This window comes from Pectobacterium versatile (assembly GCF_003932035.1).
GTDB classification, from domain to species: Bacteria; Pseudomonadota; Gammaproteobacteria; order Enterobacterales; family Enterobacteriaceae; genus Pectobacterium; species Pectobacterium versatile.
This window is the reverse complement of record NZ_CP034276.1, coordinates 3,332,179-3,347,884: the sequence shown is the minus strand read 5'-3', so window position 1 is coordinate 3,347,884 and position 15,706 is coordinate 3,332,179. Positions and strand designations below refer to the sequence as shown.

The 15,706-nt window shown below is 53.2% G+C and carries 14 protein-coding genes; 12 read left to right on the top strand and 2 right to left on the bottom strand.

Translation table 11 applies throughout. From position 1 onward, the window contains the following. Positions 1-111: 111 nt before the first annotated feature. Complete coding sequence (gene fabB, locus EIP93_RS15180; RefSeq protein ID WP_039491500.1) at positions 112-1,329, top strand: beta-ketoacyl-ACP synthase I; 1,218 nt, start codon at positions 112-114, stop codon at positions 1,327-1,329. A 160-nt stretch (positions 1,330-1,489) separates the two neighbouring features. Here fabB and flk read toward each other — a convergent pair whose 3' ends face one another. Both flk and EIP93_RS15170 read right to left on the bottom strand, forming a co-directional pair. Continuing rightward, complete coding sequence (flk, locus tag EIP93_RS15175) at positions 1,490-2,746, bottom strand: flagella biosynthesis regulator Flk (protein WP_103971295.1); 1,257 nt, start codon at positions 2,744-2,746, stop codon at positions 1,490-1,492. 103 nt (positions 2,747-2,849) lie between these two features. Continuing rightward, positions 2,850-3,821 carry a DMT family transporter gene (locus tag EIP93_RS15170; protein ID WP_103940999.1) on the bottom strand — a complete coding sequence of 324 codons (972 nt, stop codon included), beginning with the start codon at positions 3,819-3,821 and terminating at the stop codon, positions 2,850-2,852. Positions 3,822-4,011: 190 nt separating this feature from the next. Between EIP93_RS15170 and pdxB the strand changes: the two genes are divergently transcribed. From pdxB to EIP93_RS15110, 11 genes are all read left to right on the top strand, one after another. Beyond that, the gene (gene pdxB, locus EIP93_RS15165; protein WP_010298543.1) at positions 4,012-5,148 is read left to right on the top strand and encodes a 4-phosphoerythronate dehydrogenase PdxB; all 1,137 of its coding nucleotides are present in this window, start codon (positions 4,012-4,014) and stop codon (positions 5,146-5,148) included. Positions 5,149-5,278: 130 nt separating this feature from the next. Next, on the top strand, positions 5,279-6,289 hold the full coding sequence (locus EIP93_RS15160; RefSeq protein ID WP_125232927.1) for an aspartate-semialdehyde dehydrogenase: 1,011 nt from the start codon (positions 5,279-5,281) through the stop codon (positions 6,287-6,289). Further along, positions 6,289-7,140 (top strand): tRNA pseudouridine(38-40) synthase TruA, encoded by an 852-nt coding sequence (gene truA, locus EIP93_RS15155; protein ID WP_010285061.1) that lies wholly within the window; start codon positions 6,289-6,291, stop codon positions 7,138-7,140. Before EIP93_RS15160 ends, truA begins: the two co-directional genes overlap by 1 nt. 194 nt (positions 7,141-7,334) lie before the next feature. Further along, complete coding sequence (locus EIP93_RS15150) at positions 7,335-7,997, top strand: DedA family protein (RefSeq protein ID WP_010285058.1); 663 nt, start codon at positions 7,335-7,337, stop codon at positions 7,995-7,997. 224 nt (positions 7,998-8,221) lie between these two features. Continuing rightward, on the top strand, positions 8,222-9,139 hold the full coding sequence (gene accD / locus EIP93_RS15140; protein ID WP_103862174.1) for an acetyl-CoA carboxylase, carboxyltransferase subunit beta: 918 nt from the start codon (positions 8,222-8,224) through the stop codon (positions 9,137-9,139). Between the two features lie 105 nt (positions 9,140-9,244). Further along, positions 9,245-10,513 carry a bifunctional tetrahydrofolate synthase/dihydrofolate synthase gene (folC, locus tag EIP93_RS15135; RefSeq protein ID WP_125232926.1) on the top strand — a complete coding sequence of 423 codons (1,269 nt, stop codon included), beginning with the start codon at positions 9,245-9,247 and terminating at the stop codon, positions 10,511-10,513. Next, on the top strand, positions 10,503-11,270 hold the full coding sequence (gene dedD, locus EIP93_RS15130) for a cell division protein DedD (protein ID WP_103862172.1): 768 nt from the start codon (positions 10,503-10,505) through the stop codon (positions 11,268-11,270). Before folC ends, dedD begins: the two co-directional genes overlap by 11 nt. 332 nt (positions 11,271-11,602) lie before the next feature. Further along, positions 11,603-12,103, top strand: coding sequence for a colicin V production protein (cvpA, locus tag EIP93_RS15125; RefSeq protein WP_010298532.1), 501 nt, complete (start codon positions 11,603-11,605; stop codon positions 12,101-12,103). A 21-nt stretch (positions 12,104-12,124) separates the two neighbouring features. Next, positions 12,125-13,642 (top strand): amidophosphoribosyltransferase, encoded by a 1,518-nt coding sequence (gene purF / locus EIP93_RS15120; protein ID WP_010285044.1) that lies wholly within the window; start codon positions 12,125-12,127, stop codon positions 13,640-13,642. Positions 13,643-13,840: 198 nt separating this feature from the next. Continuing rightward, positions 13,841-14,413 carry a UbiX family flavin prenyltransferase gene (locus EIP93_RS15115; RefSeq protein ID WP_125232925.1) on the top strand — a complete coding sequence of 191 codons (573 nt, stop codon included), beginning with the start codon at positions 13,841-13,843 and terminating at the stop codon, positions 14,411-14,413. A 413-nt stretch (positions 14,414-14,826) separates the two neighbouring features. Further along, on the top strand, positions 14,827-15,606 hold the full coding sequence (locus EIP93_RS15110) for a lysine/arginine/ornithine ABC transporter substrate-binding protein (protein WP_039471300.1): 780 nt from the start codon (positions 14,827-14,829) through the stop codon (positions 15,604-15,606). Positions 15,607-15,706: the final 100 nt, after the last annotated feature.

Below are 15,706 nucleotides of genomic sequence, written 5' to 3'. Positions count from 1 at the left end.
TTTAGCAATGATTTCGCGATAGTTTGGCTGATCGGACTTGTTCAGCTTACAACTGTACGCTAAAGTGCGAAGCGAAATCCCAAACTCTATAAGTGGAAGAAGAGGTATTACATGAAACGTGCAGTGATTACTGGCCTGGGGATCGTATCAAGCATCGGTAATAACCAGCAGGAAGTTCTGGCATCATTGCGAGAAGGCCGCTCGGGCATTACTTTCTCTCAAGAGCTGAAAGATTCCGGCATGCGTAGTCACGTCTGGGGGAATGTCAAACTGGACACCACTGGCCTCATCGATCGCAAAGTTGTGCGTTTTATGAGTGATGCATCGATCTATGCCTACTTATCCATGGAGCAGGCGATTCAAGATTCCGGGCTGTCTGATGAGGTTTATCAGAATAACCCACGCGTTGGCCTGATTGCGGGTTCCGGCGGTTCTGCACGCTATCAGGTGTTTGGTGCTGATGCCATGCGTAGCCCACGTGGCCTGAAAGCCGTTGGCCCTTACGTTGTAACCAAATCCATGGGTTCTGCGGTATCCGCCTGTCTGGCAACGCCATTCAAAATTCACGGTGTGAACTACTCCATCAGCTCTGCCTGTGCGACCTCCGCACACTGCATCGGTAATGCGGTTGAGCAAATCCAGATGGGCAAACAGGACATCGTGTTCGCTGGCGGTGCCGAAGAACTGTGCTGGGAACTGGCCTGTGAATTTGATGCGATGGGCGCACTGTCGACCAAATACAATGAAACACCAGAAAAAGCGTCCCGTACCTATGACGCTGGCCGTGATGGTTTCGTGATTGCAGGCGGTGGCGGTATGGTCGTCGTAGAAGAATTGGAACACGCACTGGCGCGTGGCGCGCACATCTACGCGGAAGTGGTCGGCTACGGCGCGACGTCTGACGGCGCGGATATGGTTGCTCCATCGGGTGAAGGTGCGGTTCGCTGCATGAAGATGGCGATGAACGGTGTGGATACGCCGATCGATTACCTGAACTCTCACGGTACCTCTACGCCGGTTGGCGATGTGAAGGAGCTGGGGGCGATTCGTGAAGTGTTTGGCGACAACTCGCCAGCTATTTCCGCGACCAAAGCGATGACCGGTCACTCTCTGGGCGCGGCTGGCGTTCAGGAAGCCATTTACTCACTGCTGATGCTGGAACACGGCTTTGTTGCACCTAGCATCAACGTAGAAAATCTGGACGAGCAGGCTGCTGGCTTGAACATCGTGACTGAACCGACGGAACGTGAACTGACCACAGTGATGTCTAACAGCTTCGGTTTTGGTGGTACGAATGCGACGCTGGTAATGAGAAAACTCGATAAATAATCGGTTTATCATTCAAACGTTCTCATTGAAACGTTCTTATTGAAATAAATAAAACCCCGCTGGCGCACGCTGCGGGGTTTTTTGTTGGCGCTGGTTTAGTTGATGATGGTCAGTCAGCTATGGGCATGAGCGATAAGTCTGGCCTTAACGGTATTAGCGCTTAGATCAATACCCAAAGCAGAAAGGCAGCCACGCAGGTGCTGACAATCACCAGGAACATCGGCTTATGGAACAGGGATTGCCAACTAAGCGGCAGTGACGCAATCAGCGGGTTAAACAGCGGATGCAGCAACTGTGAGGTCGTGGTCCAGTCCGTTTCCTGTGAGCGCTGAATGCGCTGCGTAAACAGGAACGTCAGCAGATCGCTAACCTGCATCGGCGTCAGTGGAGTTTGTAATCCAATATTGAAGCGATTCTGCGTGTAATCCATCAATAAATGCTGTTCCTGCGCGGTCATAGGCTGTTGTAGCAAAGCCTGCAACGGGGCGAGATTCGGGGAAAGCAGCGCGTTCTGCGCCGATAGCGGCTGTGATGATAGATTCGCTGTGGATGACGGATTCGCGTTAGCCGTATTGGTGGTGTTGGTTGCCAGCGGTTCTGGGGATGCACCCGCTGTGCCTGCATTGGTCGGTGTTCCCTGTGGCGCTGGTGAGGTGGCGCGCAGCAGCGTTTGCGTCTGTTGCAGCTCAACCTGTGCTTGCAGGAACTGTGTAATCAGCGGCAGATGTTTTAACGGGATAGCGTCGCCCGGGCTAAGATTCTGCATCATCATCAGATTGTTCAGCACTCTTGCAGGCTGTTCCCCTGTCATGGTCGCTAATCGGGTGACTAACTGATTCAAGCCGCGCTGTTCCGCAGGAGAAAGCGGACGATCGGGTGAGTTGGCAGCCTGAGTGGTTTGCGACGCGGTGGTTGATGCCGTTGATTGCGGGATTTGTCCGTTTTGCAGCAGCGTAACAACCTGCTGTAGCTGCGTTTTATTCAGCGCGCTTAGCGTGGTGCTACCGAACTGTTGCTGGATGAAATTGCTGACCGCCTGACGGTTATTTCCCTGAGACAACATATCCGTCAGACGCTGAAGCAGCTGTTGACGTCCACCGCTATCTTGCGCCTGCGTTAAGCGTGTCTGGAGTATCTGCTCAGCAGGCTGGTAGTGGCGGGACAGCAGTTCATTATTTTCTGCCAGCCCTAATCCCTGTTTTACCGTCGTCCAGACTTCCGCTGCCTTTGACGTGGTCAGCGCGGCAACTTTAAGCACCAGATTTTCCAGCGTCGTGCGCTGCGCCAGCGTCAGCGGTCGATCGCCGTTGGCGGAACCTGCGGCGTTAGCTGATGATGTAGAGGTTGACGATGTGGTGGTCGGCGTAACCGAGCGTTCGCCGGGCAGCGGGGCACCTGGGCCACTTACAGGTTGCATATCGGTTATCCTCACTGCCGTCATGATTGAGATGAATCATAGCAATCTCCCGTGACGGCCGATAGTCATGCGACGCCTAAAACGGCACTAATCTCATGGGGGCTTATGAGCTACGCGCTAATGGAATGCGCAAACGCTGGGCGAGGATAACGCCGAGTAGTGTGATGCCCCCACCGACCAGATGATAATGGTGCAAAGGCTCGTGTAAAAAGCCAATCGCGATCATCGCCGTAAAGATCGGCGTCAGATTCATAAAGATGGAGGCTTTGCTGGCTCCCAGACGCATAACCCCCTGAATCCACAGAAAAGGTGCAATGATTGAAGCCATGATGCCAGCGAAAATCACCAGCGGCAGATTGTCGGCATTGAGCTGTACATTGTCCGTCAGCAGGAAGTTTGGAATCAGTACGACGACGCCAAAGGCAATTTGCACATAGAGCGACACCCAGTTGGGCAACGGGATGCTCCAGCGTTTGGTCAGTACGCCATAGAGCGCATAGGACAACGACGCACAAAACATCATGAATTCACCGGGGCCGATGCCCTGCGCCAGAATCTGTTCTGGGTGTCCCTCACCGATCAGCCAGACAATCCCGACCAGCGACAGCAGGCTACCGAGCACGACGCCCAGTGTGGGGGCCAGACGCAGCAGAGGAATGCTGAGCAGGACGGTGAGTAGCGGGACTAATGACCCCATGATTCCCATCATCACGGCGCTGATCGTGTGTGCCGCGTAATAGGCCAGACTTTGATACAGCACCATGCCAAGCAGACCCAGCACGAGCAGTTTCCAGGCGTGTTGACGAATGGCCACTGCATGATGGCGAAGCGTTGGCAGCATGAACGGCGTCATGACGAGGAACGCAAGAAGCCAGCGATAAAACGAGATAGCAGCCGGGTCAATAACGCTCGCGGAAAGCTTGTTGACGATGACGTTAATTGACCAGATCAGGACGGCAATGGTAGGAAATAGGGCGTTCAACGTTGGGTTTCTCATAACAGACCAGACGGAAAACGCACCAATTGCCAGTCTGGTCGATAAAAATGGGGCAAGTGCGGCAATGGCAAACAACATAACAGAGCCATGTGACGACTATCAACCATGTATGACGTCGGCTTTCTATAGAGACCATCTTGTAAGATCTTCATGGGTGTGAACTGATGATGGAAAGATATCGCGTTGTAATTGCCTTGGGTTTCTGCACCATTCGGTGGCAAAATATCTCCCCGCTTTTTTTGGCTGGCTACCGATGTCGGAGAAGACAATGAAGATTCTGGTTGATGAGAATATGCCGTATGCCCGCGAGCTATTTAGCCGTCTGGGTGAAGTGCAGGCCGTGCCGGGACGTCCTTTGCCGCGCGACCTGCTGGCAGACGCGGATGCGTTGATGGTGCGTTCGGTCACGAAGGTGAACGCGGATCTGCTGTCTGGTTCGGCGGTAAAATTTGTCGGCAGCGCGACGGCAGGCACCGACCATGTCGATGACACCTGGCTTAACGCCAACGGGATCGCGTTTTCTGCTGCTCCCGGCTGTAACGCCATCGCGGTAGTGGAGTACGTCTTTTCTTCTTTGCTGATGCTGGCCGAGCGTGATGGCTTTCAACTGCGTGATAAAACCGTAGGGATTGTCGGCGTGGGTAATGTTGGCAGACGTCTGGATGCGCGTTTGAAAGCCTGGGGCGTGAAAACGCTGCTGTGCGATCCGCCGCGTGCCGATCGCGGTGAGGCGGGTGATTTCCTGCCGCTCGACACGTTGGTACGTGATGCCGACATTCTGACGCTGCATACGCCGCTGTATCTCGATGGCCCGTACCGTACTCACCATCTGGTTGATGCCGCCGTACTGAACGCGTTTGCGGACGGACGTATTCTGATTAACGCCTGTCGTGGCCCAGTGGTAGATAATGCTGCACTGCTTGAGGCGCTGCAACAGGGTAAAAAACTCAGCGTCATTCTTGACGTATGGGAGCCGGAACCTGCGTTATCGACCGACTTGCTGGCGCGGGTAGACATCGGCACAGCGCATATTGCTGGTTATACCTTGGAAGGAAAAGCGCGCGGCACCACGCAGGTGTTTGAGGCGTGGAGCGAGTTTATCGGAACCCCCCAGCAGGTGGCGCTTTCGTCGCTTTTGCCTGCGCCAGAGTATGCTGAAGTGACATTGACCGCACCACTGGATGAGGCGCTGCTAAAACGTCTGGTGCATCTGGTGTATGATGTGCGCCGGGACGATGCGTTGTTGCGCCACGTAGCGCATCAGGAAGGCGAATTCGATCGCCTGCGTAAACATTATCAGGAACGACGCGAATGGTCGTCACTCCATGTTATCTGCGCCGATGCTGACAGCGCAGATTGCCTGAACGCGCTGGGATTCACAGCGTCAGTGCGGGATGCACGTTAACGGTGTTCCTCTGACGACGGTGTTGCGCGAGTATCACACTTTTTTATTCATAAACTGACAGACGGCGTCACTATCGTCTGTCGGTTCCATTCATGATTTGTGTTTCATTCAAAATTTGGGAGAGAACCAAATGTCTGACGGCTGGAATATTGCTCTGCTGGGCGCAACGGGCGCAGTAGGCACGGCGTTACTGGAATTATTGCAGGAACGCGAATTCCCAGTGGGTGAACTGTATCCACTGGCCAGTGAACGTAGCGCGGGTGAAACCATACGTTTTAACGGCAAATCCTGTCTGGTCACCGATGTGGCCAATTTTGACTGGTCACAGGCGCAGCTGGCATTTTTTGTCGCCGGTCAGGATGCCAGCGCCCGCTATGCGGAAGACGCAGGGGACGCGGGGTGTCTGGTTATCGACAGCAGCGGTCTGTTTGCGCTGGAGCCGGATGTCCCGCTGGTCGTACCCGGCGTGAATACACATACGCTGGCAGATTATCGTAACCGCAATATTGTCGCGGTGGCCGACAGCCTGACCAGCCAACTGCTGACGGTGATTAAGCCGTTGACCGATGCGGCTGGGCTCTCGCGTCTGCATGTCGTCAATATGCTGTCGGTTTCTGCACTCGGTAAAGCAGCGATAGACGATCTGGCCGGACAAAGTGCCCGTCTGCTGAATGGTGTTCCACCTGAGGTCGGAATTTTCCCGAAGCAGCTGGCATTCAATCTGTTGCCTTTATTGCCTGATGATGCGGGCAGCGTGCGTGAAGAGCGCGTTCTGGTCGATCAGGTGCGTAAAGTCTTGCAGGATGACGGATTGCCGATTTCAGTGACCTGCATTCAATCCCCTGTGTTCTATGGGCACGCGCAGGTTGTTCATCTTGAATCACTGCGTCCGCTGTCTGCGGAAGAAGCGCGTGACGAACTGCTCAATGCTGGGAATATTGAGGTAAGCGATGAGCAGGATTACCCGACGCAGGTTGGCGATGCGTCCGGCAATGGGCAACTGAGCGTCGGCTGTCTGCGTAATGATTACGGTATTCCTGAGCTACTGCAATTCTGGTCGGTCGCCGATAACGCTCGCTTTGGCGGCGCGCTGATGGCGGTGGAAACGGCAGAATGTCTGGTGCGGGAGTATCTCGGGTAATGTCGGAAACCACTCAGGCAGAGGCTACTCAGGCCGATGCCGCTGCGGAAAACGAACGCGCCCCGCTGAAAATCGCGCTCGGCATTGAGTACGACGGTAGCCTCTATTATGGCTGGCAGCGTCAGATTGATGTCGCTAGCGTGCAGGCCTGTCTTGAAAAGGCGCTGAGCAAAGTCGCGGATGAACCGATAGAGGTGTTTTGCGCCGGGCGGACCGATGCTGGCGTTCACGGCACCGGGCAGGTTGTGCATTTCACCACGCATGCGATCCGAAAAGATGCCGCATGGACGATGGGCGTGAATGCAAATTTACCGCCAGATATCGCGGTGCGCTGGGTGAAAACGGTGGATGAGGATTTCCATGCACGTTTCAGCGCGACGGCACGTCGCTACCGCTATGTCATCTACAATCACCGCTATCGTCCAGCGGTGCTTTCGCGTGGTATGACGCACTTTTATCACCCGTTAGACGTGGAACGCATGGAGCGTGCCGGGCAATGCCTGTTGGGGGAGAATGATTTCACCTCTTTTCGGGCGGTGCAGTGCCAGTCGCGCACGCCGTGGCGCTATGTAAATCATTTAAAGGTTACACGTCACGGTGACTATATCGTGGTAGATATTAAGGCCAATGCGTTCGTTCATCATATGGTGCGTAATATCGTGGGTAGCCTGATGGACGTCGGCTGTGGCAATCGCCCCGAGTCGTGGATTGCAGAGCTGCTGGCGGCCAAAGATCGTACGCTGGCTGGCGCAACGGCCAGAGCCGAAGGGCTGTATTTGGTAGCGGTAGACTATCCCGCGCGTTTTGCTTTGCCGCAGCCTACGATGGGGCCGCTCTTTTTAGCCGATTGACGTTTTTGTTGTAACGAGTGCGCCTTTTACCTGTTGCACGCTACCAGATGGCTGTAGGCCAAAAGGCAGCGTGCGATGCGTATTAAAGACGAGGCTATTCAGCGTGCTATACGCAAGGCAACACGGATAGTGCAGCTGCTTTGCGTATATCGACCGCGTGCGTTCGATAGACACTTTGGGGAGAAGAAGTTGTGATGGAGTTTATACAGTTTATTATTGATTTTATTCTGCACATTGACGTTCACCTGGCGGAACTGGTGGCGCAATATGGTGTCTGGGTTTATGCCATTTTGTTCCTGATTCTGTTCTGTGAGACTGGACTGGTGGTGACGCCGTTTCTGCCGGGAGATTCGCTGCTGTTTGTCGCAGGGGCGCTGGCGGCGCTGCCGTCGAACGATCTGAATGTGCACACGATGGTGTTCCTGATGATCGTTGCCGCGATTACGGGCGATGCGGTGAACTACACTATTGGACGACTGTTCGGCGAGAAGCTGTTTAGCAACCCGAACTCAAAGATTTTCCGCCGCAGCTATCTGGATAAAACGCATGCGTTTTACGCGCGCCACGGTGGCAAGACGATAATTCTGGCGCGCTTTGTCCCGATTGTGAGAACATTTGCGCCGTTTGTCGCCGGGATGGGGCACATGAGCTATCGGCATTTTGCAGCCTATAATGTCATTGGTGCGCTGCTGTGGGTGTTGTCATTCACCTATGCGGGCTACCTGTTTGGCGATTTGCCGGTGGTGCAGGAAAATCTGAAATTACTGATTGTCGCGATTATTTTTCTCTCTATCCTGCCGGGCATTATTGAGATTGCCCGTCATCGTAGAGCGGCTTCGCGCGGCAATGTGAAATAAGTGAAGTATTTTAACATCCGGTTTGACCAGTTTTTTATCCACAGTACCGGAACGTTATGGTTTAATGGGCAGCATTTATGGTCTGTTCTTGGGAACACCCTTGATGCCGATGCCTTTGTACCGCGATTGTCGTGCGTCTCAGGCATTTTTTCATTGGCAATGTTGTCAGGGAATAACATGAACAGCGGACTGGCATTTGCCAGGTTCAAGCAGAAAGGTTATCAATGAGCTGGATTGAACGAATTCTTAACAAAAGCAATATCACACCGACCCGTAAAGCGAACATCCCTGAAGGGGTCTGGACAAAATGTGATAGCTGCGGCCAGGTTCTTTATCGTGCCGAGTTGGAGCGCAATCTGGGTGTCTGCCCGAAGTGCGATCACCATATGCGCCTTTCCGCGCGTGCCCGTCTACAGGCTTTTCTGGATAAAGAAAACACTGTCGAACTGGGAAGCGAACTGGAACCGAAGGATATCCTGAAATTCCGGGATTCCAAAAAATATAAAGATCGTCTGGTTTCTGCACAGAAACAGTCCGATGAGAAAGACGCGCTGGTTGTGATGAAAGGTACGCTTTACGGCATGCCGATTGTCGTCGCGTCATTTGAGTTTGCTTTCATGGGCGGTTCAATGGCGTCTGTTGTGGGCGCGCGCTTTGTGCGTGCCGTTGAGCAGTCGTTGGAAGATGGTTGTCCGCTGGTGTGCTTCTCCGCCAGTGGCGGTGCGCGTATGCAGGAAGCGCTGATGTCGCTGATGCAAATGGCGAAAACCAGTGCTGCATTGGCCAAAATGCGCGATCGTGGCTTGCCTTACATTTCAGTACTGACCGACCCAACTATGGGCGGTGTTTCCGCGAGTCTGGCGATGCTGGGCGACCTGAACATTGCCGAGCCGAAAGCGCTGATCGGTTTTGCTGGCCCACGTGTTATCGAACAAACCGTGCGTGAAAAACTGCCGCCGGGTTTCCAGCGCAGCGAATTCCTGATTGAGAAAGGGGCGATCGATATGATCGTTCGTCGTCCGGAAATGCGCTACAAGCTGGCCACTATTCTTGCCAAACTGACGAACCATCCAGAACCGGGCAACGATGATGTGGAAATCCGCAGCAATGCGCCGTCTGAATCATCACAGGATGACGCATAATTGACATGATGGGCAGGACGTGTGGTACTCGACCACGTCGTTCTCGACCGAGTAGCAATACGCACGCTCTGCCCGCAATGAACCGTAAGCTAGTGAACGGGACTCATGGATACTCTTCAAATACCTCAAGCCACGTCACCTTTGGTCACGTGGCTTCATTATCTTGAGCACCTGCACGCTCAGGCCATTGATTTAGGCCTGGATCGCGTTAAGCAGGTTGCCGAACATCTTCAACTGCTCCAGCCTGCCGCCACGATCTTCACCGTCGCGGGGACAAACGGCAAAGGAACGACCTGCTGTACGCTGGAGTCCATTCTGTTAGCCGCCGGGCTGCGGGTGGGGGTGTACAGTTCTCCCCATCTTGTTCGCTATACCGAGCGAGTGCGTATTCAGGGCAAAGAATTGCCTGAAGCTCTGCATACTCAGGCGTTTGCGGATATCGAAGCGGGAAGAGGGGCGGTATCGCTCACCTATTTTGAATTCGGTACGCTGTCGGCGCTGCAACTCTTTAAGCAGGCGAATCTGGATGTCGTTATTCTGGAAGTAGGGCTAGGCGGGCGGTTGGATGCCACCAATATTGTGGATGCGGATGTATCCGTGGTAACCAGTATCGCGATCGACCATACCGATTGGTTAGGTAACGATCGGGAAAGCATTGGTCGCGAGAAAGCCGGGATATTCCGGCAGGGTAGACCAGCCGTTGTCGGCGAACCGGATATGCCAGGAACGATTGCCGACGTTGCCGCTGAGAAAGGCGCGCAACTGCGCCGCCGTGGTCGCGATTGGGAATATTCAATGCAGCGCGAGACGTGGAGCTGGCAGGATAAGCAGCGCGAGCTGTCACGGTTGCCGTTACCCAGCGTACCGTTAGCCAATGCCGCCACGGCTCTGGCTGCATTGCACTATTCTTCACTCAACGTGAGTGAAGAGGCAATTCGACAAGGCTTGCAGCACGCGGCATTACCCGGTCGTTTCCAGACCGTGCAGGCGTCACCGCGATTGATTCTTGATGTTGCGCACAACCCTCATGCGGCGGCGTATTTGGCAAACCGTTTGGCCGGGCTGCCGAAAAGCGGAAAAGTGCGGGCTGTCGTTGGCATGCTGTCGGATAAAGACATCGCCGGTACGCTGGCCCACTTAACACCCGTAGTGGATGAGTGGTATTGCGCACCGCTGGAAGGGCCGCGTGGCGCAACGGCGCAGCAGATTGCTGAGCACCTGACGCGCAGCCAATCGTTCCCCGATGTCGTTACCGCCTGGCAGCAGGCGATGTCCGAGGCGACGGCGCAGGATATCGTCATTGTGTGTGGATCTTTTCATACGGTAGCGCATGTGATGGAAGCGCTGGATGAGGAGAAGGCGAATGGCGAGTAAATTTCAGAATCGGCTGGTCGGTACGGTTATTCTGGTCGCGCTGGGCGTGATCGTCTTACCCGGCCTGCTGGACGGCAAGAAAAAGCACTACGAAGACGAGTTTGCATCGATTCCGCTGATCCCCAAACCGGGTGACAGCAATGAGATGGAAGCGCTGCCTGCGCTGAATCCGTCGTTGCCGAGTCAGCCACCGGAAGGGGCGGAAGCGGCGATGCAAAACAGCGCGGAAGCCGAAGCGAGATCGTCTACACCATCCACAACGACAGCACCTGAAACCACGACGCAGGCGCCGCCATCGTCCCATTCTGGCACGAATACGCCAGCCATGACGGCACCGCCAGTGGTGGTTGAACGTCCGCCGGTTCAGACGCCCGCGCCAGTGACGCCGAAGCCTCAGCCAAAACCTGAGGTGAAGCCAGAAGTGAAACCAGAGGTGAAACCGAAGCCAGAGCCTAAACCGGAACCCAAACCGGAAGTGAAGCCTGAAACGCAGCCGACGCAGCAAGCGCCTGTCGGACAGGCCTATATTGTGCAGCTTGGTGCGCTGAAAAACGCGGATAAGGTGAACGAGATTGTCGCTAAGCTTCGTCTCTCCGGCTACCGCGCGTATACCGTGCCATCAACGCCGGTTTCGGGTGAAATCACCCGTATTTACGTGGGGCCGGATGCCTCGAAGCAGAAGCTGGAGTCTTCACTGGGCGAGTTGAAACAGCTCAGTGGGCTAAGCGGGCAGGTGCGAGCACATTCCGTTCGTTAAGGTCGTCGAGCGTGATGATTACGTGATGGATGGTTCGCAGTCGGCCACGTAAAGCAGTCGATCACGTAAATAAGCAAAAGCAGGCCGCGGGGATGAGGTTCACACCGGTGATACGTCGCCCCGCATCTGTTTTAAGATGCCTGCTGTGAGTTTTGAGATGCCGATAGTTAATAGAATCAGGCATGACGTCTTGTCGGTTTTTTCGCCTGATTATCTATCGATGAAATCGGCGGAAATACGCTACGCAAACGTTTTCTTTTTCTGTTAGAATGCGCCGCGAACAGGATGACGTAGCGGCTTATCGGTAGCATCGTTCATTATTAGGATAGTTCATGGTTTGGGTTGATTACGTCATTATTGGCATCATTGGATTTTCGGCTCTGGTTAGCCTGATCCGGGGGTTTGTTCGCGAAGCGCTGTCGTTAGTAACCTGGGGATGTGCTTTTTTTGTCGCCAGCCATTACTACGCTTACCTCGCGGTCTACTTCACCCGTTTTGATGATGAGCTGGTGCGTAACGGCATTGCGATTGCCATTCTGTTTATTGCAACGTTGATTGTGGGAGCTATCGTCAACTATGTGATTAGTTCACTGGTTGAACGTACCGGATTATCCGGCACCGATCGCGTTCTGGGCATCTGTTTTGGTGCGCTGCGCGGAGTGCTGATCGTTTCCGCACTGCTATTCTTTCTGGATACGTTCACCGGTTTTTCACAAAGTGATGACTGGAAGCAATCCCAGTTAATCCCGCAGTTCAGTTATATTATCAGGTGGTTTTTTGACTACCTGCAAAGCACGTCAAGTTTCTTGCCGCAGCATTTACCGCTGCGGTAGCGCTGATGAGGAAAAGACACCATGTGCGGTATTGTCGGTATCGCCGGTTTTACACCGGTCAACCAGTCGATTTATGACGCGTTAACGGTGTTGCAACACCGTGGGCAGGATGCTGCGGGTATTGTGACCATCGATGCCTTTAATTGTTTTCGCCTGCGTAAGGCCAATGGCCTGGTGAAAGATGTGTTTGAAGCGCGGCACATGCAACGCTTACAGGGCAACATGGGGCTTGGCCATGTGCGTTATCCGACCGCTGGCAGTTCCAGCGCCTCGGAAGCACAGCCTTTCTATGTTAACTCTCCGTTCGGCATCACGCTGGCTCACAACGGTAACCTGACTAACGCCCACGAACTGCGTAAAAAGCTGTTCGAGCAGGAGCGCCGTCACGTTAACACCACGTCTGATTCTGAAATTCTGCTGAATATTTTCGCCAGAGAGCTGGACCGTTTCCAACACTACCCGCTGGAAGCCGATAATATTTTTGCGGCCGTTGCCGCAACGCACCAGCAAATTCGCGGTGCTTATGCCTGTGTTGGCATGATTATTGGTCACGGTATGGTGGCTTTCCGCGATCCAAACGGGATTCGTCCTCTGGTTATCGGTAAGCGCGATCTGGAAGATGGCCGCAGCGAGTATATGGTGGCGTCAGAAAGCGTCGCGCTGGATACGCTGGGCTTTGAATTTTTACGCGATGTGGCGCCGGGAGAAGCGATCTACATTACGGAAAAAGGGCAGCTGTTTACCCGCCAGTGCGCAGAGAATCCAAAGAGCAACCCGTGCCTGTTCGAATATGTCTACTTCGCTCGCCCGGACTCTTTCATCGATAAAATCTCGGTCTACAGCGCACGCGTTCGCATGGGCCAGAAGCTCGGTGAAAAAATTGCGCGCCAGTGGGAAGATCTCGATATTGATGTCGTGATCCCGATTCCTGAAACCTCTTGTGATATCGCGCTGGAAATCGCGCGCATCATCAACAAGCCGTATCGTCAGGGATTTGTGAAAAACCGCTATGTTGGCCGTACGTTTATCATGCCGGGACAGCAGGCGCGTAAGAAATCGGTACGCCGTAAGCTGAACGCCAACCGTGCTGAGTTCCGTGACAAGAACGTGCTGCTGGTGGATGACTCCATCGTGCGTGGTACAACGTCGGAGCAGATTGTGGAGATGGCGCGTGAAGCAGGAGCCAAGCGTGTTTATCTGGCCTCGGCGGCACCGGAAATTCGTTTCCCTAACGTGTACGGCATCGATATGCCGAGCGTCAATGAACTGATTGCCCACGGTCGCGAAGTGGATGAAATCTGTAAGATTATTGGTGCTGATGAGCTGATATTCCAGGATCTCGACGATCTGATTGAAGCTGCGCGTGAAGATAACCCGGATATCGCTCAGTTTGAATGTTCAGTGTTTAACGGGATTTACGTGACGAAGGATGTCGATCAAGGCTATCTGGATTATCTGGAAGTCTTGCGCAATGACGATGCCAAAGCGCTGCGTAGCCAGAATGAAGTCGAAGATCTGGAATTGCACAACGAAGGTTAACGGCTAGTCGCACATTAAGGCTGTATTGAAGGGGGAGGGCGCGAAAGTGTCTTCCCCCTTTTTTGTATCTGGAAAACAGTTGTATAAAGAAAACAGGCTTTCGGCGCTTATCCTTGCTTATCGCTAATCAATACGGCAAAGTTTGCGCAGATGATTTTTCCGCGTTTCTGCTTACGCGGCCAGCCAGAGGCAGTATGAATGAAGCGACTCATTGTAGGAATTTCCGGTGCCAGCGGCGTCATTTACGGCATCCGGCTGCTACAGGTTTTACAGACGCTGGAAGGTATCGAAACGCATCTGATCATGAGTCAGGCCGCCCGGCAGACGCTGGCGTTAGAAACGGATTTTAGCCTGCGTGACGTACAGGCGCTGGCCGATGTGGTACATGACACGCGTGATATTGCTGCCAGCATCTCTTCGGGGTCGTTTAAAACGGCGGGGATGGTGATTCTACCCTGTTCGATAAAAACCCTGTCCGGCATTGTGCACAGCTACAGTGACAACCTATTGACCCGTGCGGCTGATGTGGTGTTGAAGGAGCGTCGTCCTCTGGTGCTGGGGGTACGTGAAACGCCGCTGCACTTAGGGCATTTGCGGCTGATGACCACCGCCGTTGAGCTGGGTGCGGTGATCATGCCGCCTGTGCCTGCGTTTTATCATCGCCCAGAAAGTGTGCAGGATATTGTCGAGCAGACGGTGAATCGTATTCTGGACCAGTTTGACATCGACCTGCCAAAAGATCTCTTTATCCGCTGGCAAGGTGCGTCGTAGCAGGGTAGAGATTCAGGTACGCTATTTTTTTCTCTCGGGGTGGTAAACTTTTACTGCCCTTTTTTTGTGCTTTTTTATCACATTGCACTAATTTTGTGCACAAAGGCACTGAAATGGTGCGATTGAGTTTTGGTATTCATGGCAATGTTATCTATTCTTATTATTATGCGCCAAAAAAATTCTCTTAAAATATTGCAGAATCAAACGGTTAACTATTATTTTCTGTGCGCTTCGCTCATGAGTTTTTTACGACATCCCTACGTTCATTGTGGCATGAAAACTGCTACAAAAACGGTAATAGTCGGCGTAGAAAACAAATAGCACTCATATCGTTCATTTTTAAAGCAATACACTCTAAATAATTCCGACATTGACGACACATGACATCAATCACTCATGATAAGGGTAGCAATATGAAGAAACTGATCAAAGTCTTGCCGTTGGCACTCATTCTGGCTGCGGGTAGCGCGATGGCGGAGATTCCTAAGAATATTAAAATTGGTACCGATCCTACCTATGCTCCCTTTGAATCCAAAAACGCCAGCGGTGAACTGGTTGGGTTTGATATCGATCTGGCGAAAGAGCTGTGCAAGCGTATTCAGGCTAACTGTACATTTGTCGAAAGCGACTTTGATGCGTTAATTCCGTCCCTTAAAGCTAAAAAAATCGATGCCATCATCTCTTCTCTGTCCATCACCGAAAAACGCCAGCAGGAAATTGCCTTCACGGAGAAGCTGTATGCAGCCAATTCACGCCTGATTGCGAAGAAAGGGGCGAGCATTGAACCTACGTTAGCTTCTCTGGGCGGCAAACGTGTTGGCGTATTGCAGGCATCAACACAGGAAGCCTTTGCCAATGCTAACTGGCAGCCGAAAGGCGTTGACGTTGTCGCTTACCAAAATCAGGATCTGATTTATGCCGATCTGGCCGCAGGCCGTATTGATGCAGCCTTTCAGGATGAAGTCGCCGCAAGTGAAGGTTTCCTGAAGCTTGATGCGGGTAAAGACTATGAATTTGCTGGCCCGGCGGTAAAAGATGACAAATTCTTCGGTGTGGGGACCGGCATGGGTCTGCGTAAAGCGGATACTGAGCTGAAGGCCGCGCTGGATAAAGCCTTTGAAGAAATGCGTAAAGACGGTACCTACGATACCTTTGCGAAAAAATACTTCGATTTTGACGTCTACGGCGGCTAATGTCGCCACCGTGACTCTCATTTCTTTATCACATGTGTAGCGGGATCGTAGGGCATGCGGCACGGGATCGTTCCTCTCGTGCCGTATTCCTGACTGATGA